General features: G+C 52.5%; 7 protein-coding genes. 5 read left to right on the plus strand and 2 right to left on the minus strand.

All coding sequences use genetic code 11. The annotated features are described in order from the left end of the window. Together HMPREF1051_RS14925 and prfB are read left to right on the plus strand one after the other, a co-directional pair. The coding region (locus HMPREF1051_RS14925) for an XAC2610-related protein (RefSeq protein ID WP_003768338.1) at positions 1 to 449 on the plus strand (449 nt) is incomplete at its 5' end. 164 nt (positions 450 to 613) lie between these two features. After that, complete coding sequence (gene prfB, locus HMPREF1051_RS10425; RefSeq protein ID WP_003768334.1) at positions 614 to 1717, plus strand: peptide chain release factor 2; 1104 nt, start codon at positions 614 to 616, stop codon at positions 1715 to 1717. Between the two features lie 89 nt (positions 1718 to 1806). Here prfB and HMPREF1051_RS10430 read toward each other — a convergent pair whose 3' ends face one another. Next, positions 1807 to 2289, minus strand: a complete 483-nt coding sequence (locus HMPREF1051_RS10430; RefSeq protein WP_003768328.1) for a TlpA disulfide reductase family protein — start codon at positions 2287 to 2289, stop codon at positions 1807 to 1809. 188 nt (positions 2290 to 2477) lie between these two features. Between HMPREF1051_RS10430 and arsC the strand changes: the two genes are divergently transcribed. The 3 genes from arsC (at position 2478) to gltX (ending at position 5037) form a co-directional block, all read left to right on the plus strand. Further along, positions 2478 to 2837: an arsenate reductase (glutaredoxin) gene (gene arsC / locus HMPREF1051_RS10435; RefSeq protein ID WP_003761047.1), complete on the plus strand. Its 360-nt coding sequence runs from the start codon at positions 2478 to 2480 to the stop codon at positions 2835 to 2837. A 22-nt stretch (positions 2838 to 2859) separates the two neighbouring features. Beyond that, positions 2860 to 3531, plus strand: coding sequence for a YdcF family protein (locus HMPREF1051_RS10440; protein ID WP_003768329.1), 672 nt, complete (start codon positions 2860 to 2862; stop codon positions 3529 to 3531). A gap of 111 nt (positions 3532 to 3642) precedes the next feature. Further along, on the plus strand, positions 3643 to 5037 hold the full coding sequence (gltX, locus tag HMPREF1051_RS10445; protein ID WP_003768336.1) for a glutamate--tRNA ligase: 1395 nt from the start codon (positions 3643 to 3645) through the stop codon (positions 5035 to 5037). Between the two features lie 56 nt (positions 5038 to 5093). Here the strand turns inward: gltX and HMPREF1051_RS10450 are convergent, their stop codons facing one another. Then, positions 5094 to 6044: a DUF2167 domain-containing protein gene (locus HMPREF1051_RS10450; RefSeq protein ID WP_003768332.1), complete on the minus strand. Its 951-nt coding sequence runs from the start codon at positions 6042 to 6044 to the stop codon at positions 5094 to 5096. Positions 6045 to 6394: the final 350 nt, after the last annotated feature.

Consider the following 6394-nt stretch of genomic DNA (forward strand, 5'->3'; position numbering starts at 1 on the left):
GCGAAGGCAGCAAAATCTCTGCGGCAAAAAGCCCTTTGATTATGAAAGACTTCACCTTTGACGGACGCAAGGATATTGCCGTTGCAACCGGCAATAAAGGCCCTAAAAACTCTCCTACATACGACATCTACGAGCAAGGCGAGTATGGTGATTTTAGCCAAAGTTATTCACTGACTGAATTGACCAAGAATTACATGGGGATGTTCCGCGTCGACAACAAACAAAAAGCCCTGATTGTGACGAATGAAGTCGACTGCTGCACCCGTATCGAAGAACGCTACCGTTACAACCACGATGAGTATAGTCTGGTGCCGTTCTACTCCCGTTCAGTCGATACCTCTGACGAGGACAAGGTCGTGGTAACTGAAACCCGAACCGACCGTCGTGGCAACGAGAAAACCACTACCCGAACCTACACCCCCGCACAATGGCAGCGTCTGAATAAATAATCCGGTCAGACCGGATATGAATCCGCCGCATGGCTGGCGGATGGTGCGAACGCAAAGGTCGTCTGAAAACTTGAGATTCAGGTTTTCAGACGACCTTTATCATAGAAAAATGCCCGCAAATCCCTTACAATACGCCCCTAAAATTTTGAAAGCACACAAGAATCATGGAAGCCGAAGTAATCAACCAGCTCAACAACACCCTGAACGATTTGGAAAAGCGCAGCGAAGACATCCGCGTCTATATGGACTATCAGGGCAAGAAAGACCGATTGGAAGAAGTCATCGGCCTTTCCGAAGACCCTGAGCTGTGGAACGACCCCAAACGCGCCCAAGAAATCGGCAAAGAGCGCAAAATCCTCGAAGGCATCGTGTTGACGCTCGACAACATCGCGTCGGGCATCGAAGACAACCGCATGCTGATTGAAATGACCGTTGAAGAAAACGACGAAGAAGGTTTCGCCGCCGTGCAGGAAGACGAGGCAGGACTGGAAAAACAGATGGCGGATTTGGAATTCAAGCGGATGTTCAACCAGCCCGCCGACCCGAACAACTGTTTTATCGACATCACCGCAGGCGCGGGCGGTACGGAAGCGGAAGACTGGGCGGGTATGCTGTTCCGCATGTACAGCCGCTACGCCGAACGCAAAGGCTTCAAAATCGAAATCCTTGAAGAAGACGACGGCGAAATCGCGGGCATCAACCGCGCCACCATCCGCGTGGAAGGCGAATACGCCTACGGCCTCTTGCGCACCGAAACCGGCGTTCACCGCCTAGTGCGTTACTCGCCGTTTGACTCGAACAACAAACGCCACACCTCGTTTGCCTCCGTGTTCGTCTATCCCGAAATCGACGATTCCATCGAAATCGAAATCAACCCCGCCGATTTGCGCATCGACACCTACCGTGCATCGGGCGCGGGCGGTCAGCACATCAACAAAACCGACTCCGCCGTGCGCATTACCCACGAGCCGACAGGGATTGTGGTGCAATGTCAAAACGACCGTTCGCAACACGCCAACAAAGCCGCTGCGATGGAAATGTTGAAATCCAAACTGTATGAATTGGAAATGCGCAAACGCAACGAAGAGAAACAGGCGTTGGAAGAAGGCAAGTCCGATGTGGGTTGGGGCAGCCAAATCCGTTCGTACGTCTTGGACTCCTCGCGCATCAAAGACTTGCGCACAGGCTACGAAGTCGGCAACACCAAAGCCGTATTGGACGGCGATTTGGACGGCTTCATCGAAGCCAGCCTGAAACAGGGCGTGTAACCCTCAAAAGATAAAAAGGTCGTCTGAAAACCAGAGATTTCTGGTTTTCAGACGACCTTTTTGTTGTCTCAGTTCGGTTTCAGCCTGGCTTATTTACATTTCTCTTTAGCCGCATTGACGGCGGCGGTCAGGCTTTTTTCGTTGACTTCGCCGGTGATGGTTTGTTTGTAGCCGCATTTCGGGGCTTCGACGACGGTGAACGGCAATACGCCGACGTTGTTGCCGTAAGATTTCATGAAATTGCGGCTGTCCGCACCGGTATAGCGCCAAACATGATAGCTGACAGGGGTTTGTTTCAGGAATTTGCCGATGTTGTCGGAAGTATCCAACGCGATACCGACCATATCGACGCTGCCTTTTTTCTGCGCTTTGTACCAAGCGGACATGGCGGGCATTTCCTTACGGCACGGACCGCACCAGGTCGCCCACAAGTTCACCACGCGCACGGGGGCTTTGAGCGATTGCAGGCTTTGCGGCTTGTTGTCGTTCCAGCCTGCCAGCGGGTCGGCGGCAAACGCCGGGGCAGACAGGGCGGCGATCATCAAAACAGAGGCAAGCAATAATTTTTTCATAAGTTCCATCCTTTGCATCAATCAGATGAACGCATTGTAACCCCTTTCAGCGTGCTGTCTATGGAGAAAATGAAGATGTTGGATTTTAGCGGTAAAAAATGACGATTATTGGGTGATAAGTTGAGGAAATCGCCAAGGCAGCCGATAATAAAGCCCATCAGCAAAATCTAAAAACATTGGAGAACCCTATGTCGTCTGAATTCACGCTCTACCACAACCCCCGTTGCAGCAAATCGCGCGCCGCTTTCGACCTGCTTGAAGCGCGCGGCATCAAAGCCGAAGTCGTCAAATACCTCGACACCCCGCCCGACTTGGCGACACTGAAAGACATTTTCGCCAAGCTTGGCTTGGAGTCTGTACGCGGCATGATGCGCGTCAAAGACGACTTGTACAAAGAACTCGGCTTGGACAAGCCCGACCTCGACAACCAAGCCCTGCTCGAAGCCATTGCCGCCCACCCTGCCCTGCTCGAACGCCCCATCCTGACCACACAGGACAAAGCCGCCATCGGCAGACCGCTCGAAAACATCGAAGCCTTGTTGGACTGAAGCGCGGGAAGGCCGTCCCTACATGATTTCCCTGTTCCGCAGCCGCAACGGCTTGCGCTACTACCTCTTTCGCGGCATAGGCCTGAGTATCCTGTTGGTACTCGGCATATTCGGCGAGGGCGCATGGCAGGTGTACCACACCGGCTCGCAGCCCCTGCCCGGTCATATCCGCGCCGATGCCGCCCTCGTGCTCGGTGCCGCCGCGTGGGACAAACGGCCTTCGCCCATCTTCCGCGAACGCATCAACCACGCCATCACCCTCTACCAAAGCCACCGCGTCGAAAAAATCGTTTTTACCGGCGGAACACCCAAAAAAGGCTACATGACCGAAGCCGAAGTCGGTCGGCGCTACGCCCTCAAACAAGGCATACCCGCGCACAACATCCTCTTTGAAAACACCTCGCGCAACACCTACGAAAACATCCGCAACATCCGCCCGATACTGCGCGCCGAAGGCATCGGAAGCATCATCATCGTCAGCGACCCCTACCACCTCGCCCGCGCCCTCGAAATCGCCTCCGACCTCGACATCGAAGCCTACATCTCCGCCACGCCGACCACGCGGTTCGACCAAAGCAAAGAAAAAAACAAATTCCTGCTCCAAGAAAGCTACGCCCTCTTCCTCTACCGCATCGGCAAATGGAGCGAAAACTTTTGGGACTGGCTGACAATGAGTAAAACAGAAGACGAATAAAGGAAAAAAGGTCGTCTGAAAACCGAATTTTGAGGTTTTCAGACGACCTTTCATTGTCCGATTCCGTCTAAAAACAGTAAAATACCCGTTTTAAAAGATTCTGGAGCCATCATGACCGTCAAAACCCGTTTCGCCCCCAGCCCCACCGGCTACTTACACATCGGCGGCGTGCGCACCGCCTTGTTTTCATGGGCGTTTGCCCGCCATCACAAAGGCGAGTTCCTATTGCGTATCGAAGACACCGACTTGGCGCGTTCCACCGCCGAATCCGTCAACATCATCCTCGACGGCATGAAATGGGTCGGTCTCGATTACGACAACGCCGACAACGTCGTGTACCAAACCCGCCGTTTCGATCGCTATAAAGAAGTCATCGCCGAACTCTTGGAAAAAGGCGCCGCCTACTACTGCTATTGCAGCAAAGAAGAGCTGGAAGCCATGCGCGAGAAAGCCGAAAAAGAAGGCACGGCGACTTACGACCGCCGCTGGCGCCCCGAAGCAGGCAAAACCCTGCCCGAAATCCCTGCCGACGTGCAACCTGTTGTCCGTTTCAAAACGCCTCTGGACGGCGTGACCAAATGGACGGACTTGGTCAAAGGCGAAATCTCTATCCCCAATGAAGCACTTGACGACCTGATTATCGCCCGCGCCGACGGCACGCCGACCTATAACTTCTGCGTCGTCGTGGACGACTACGACATGGGCGTTACCCACGTTATCCGCGGCGACGACCATGTGAACAACACCCCGAAACAAATCAACATCTTAAAAGCCATCGGCGCGAACCTGCCCGAATACGGCCACCTGCCCATGATTCTCAACGAACAAGGCAAAAAAATCTCCAAACGCAGCGGTGATACCGTCGCCATCACCGATTTCGGCGCGATGGGCATCCTGCCTGAAGCCATGCTCAACTATCTGGCTCGTTTGGGCTGGGCGCACGGCGACGACGAGTTCTTCACGATGGAACAATTCATCGAATGGTTTGATTTGAAAGACGTTTCCCCGTCTCCAAGCCGCATGGACTTGAAAAAGCTCTACTGGATAAACAGCGAACACATCAAAATCACGCCCAACGAAAAACTCGCCGAACTCGTCAAACCCCGCCTCGCCCTGCGCGACATTTACGACACGGCAAAACCCGCGTTGGAAGACGTGTTGGCACTGGTCAAAGACCGCGCCCAAGACCTGAACACGCTCGCTGACGAGTGCCTCTACTTCTACGTCAAACAAACGCCCGCCGAAGCGGACGTGCAGAAACATTGGGACAACGAAGCCGCCGCCCGTATGCTGCGCTTCGCCGAACGCCTCGAAGGGCTGGAAGACTGGAACGCCGAAGCCATCCACGACCTGTTCAAACCCTTCTGCGACGAAGAAGGCATCAAAATGGGCAAACTCGGCATGCCCCTGCGCCTCGCCGTCTGCGGCACAGCGAAAACCCCCAGCGTTGATGCCGTGTTGGCATTAATCGGCAAGGAAGAAGTGTTGAAACGGATTCGTTCTTAAAACGTTGAAAAGGTCGTCTGAAATTTTCAGACGACCTTTTTTAGTTTCGCAGAAACTTATTCTTCGCTTTGATTTTTATCTTTTTTGCGCCATAAGCCTTTAAACAGCGCGCCTGCCCCAATCACGCCGACAGCAATCAATTTGCCGAATTTGGCGAGCAATGCGCCTGCAAGAGCCAACAAGCCCAGTTTTTTCGCAGCCAATCCGCCGACTAGAGCTGCCAATCCGTATTCCGCCACTTTGTCGGTCGCGGCATTGAAATCGCTGTAACGCTTGCCTTCGTTGAATTCGATATTGCCCAATAATTCCCGTGCGATAGGTTTGTATTGGTCTACGCTGTTCAAATCGGTGACCATGGTCAGTTCGATAAAGCCTTCGCGGCCGAGCTGGTAAGTGTTGTAGTTGATGGCAGGATTTTGGTCGGGTTTGTTTTTCTCCCAAACGTCAATCGACCAAATCAGGCGGTGGGTAGCCGCATCATATTGCGGTTTTTCCACCCAGCCGCGCGTTTCCAATTCAGGCAGGTTGCGGGCGGCGCGTTCTTTGTTTTGCTCCTCAGAACCTTCTTTCAGCTGCTTGAGCATGCCTTCGACATCCCATTCTTTGGCATCATCGTCTTTGATGTAACCGGAATCATTGAAATTCAAATCGACCCACCAAGGGGCTGCGCTGTCTTTATTTTTTTGCTCCGGAATAATCAACCCGTAGCGGTCGGGATTTGTGCCATTACCCCATTCTTCCATCAAGCTATTGGCGGCATCTTTTTTAATAAAGACCATTTTGGCGGGCAGTTTCAGTTTTGCCTGGTTACCCAAGTCAATAACTGCCGGGCCGGTGATTGTTTGTTTGGCGATCTCGTCCTCTGAAACAGTTGAAGCGTTTTTCGAGTTTGGCGCAGATGCTTCGACGGCTGAAGCAGTATCCGGTTTGGCGGCATACGCAGGCAAGGTTTGGAGGGATAACAAGGCTGCCAAAACAGCGCAGGCAAGACGGTTGCTTTTCATCATGGGGTTTCCATAAAAATGAGTTAAAAAATGCGGACAGCCGAAACACCATACGCTCCGGCGTGACCCAAGAAGGAAGTTTGCAATAATCAAACCACGTTTGCATATTAATATGCCTATGATTTGAAAAAAATGCGGATAAAATTTCCGATTGGTCGCAATTTGTTACCCAAAGGTACAGACAGTGGCGTTTTATAGTGGATTAACTTTAAACCAGTACGGCGTTGCCTCGCCTTAGCTCAAAGAGAACGATTCTCTAAGGTGCTGAAGCACCAAGTGAATCGGTTCCGTACTATCTGTACTATCTGCGGCTTCGTCGCCTTGTCCTGATTTAAAGTTAATCCACTATATTT

It is taken from the genome of Neisseria sicca VK64, from assembly GCF_000260655.1.
Classification (GTDB): domain Bacteria; phylum Pseudomonadota; class Gammaproteobacteria; order Burkholderiales; family Neisseriaceae; genus Neisseria; species Neisseria sicca_B.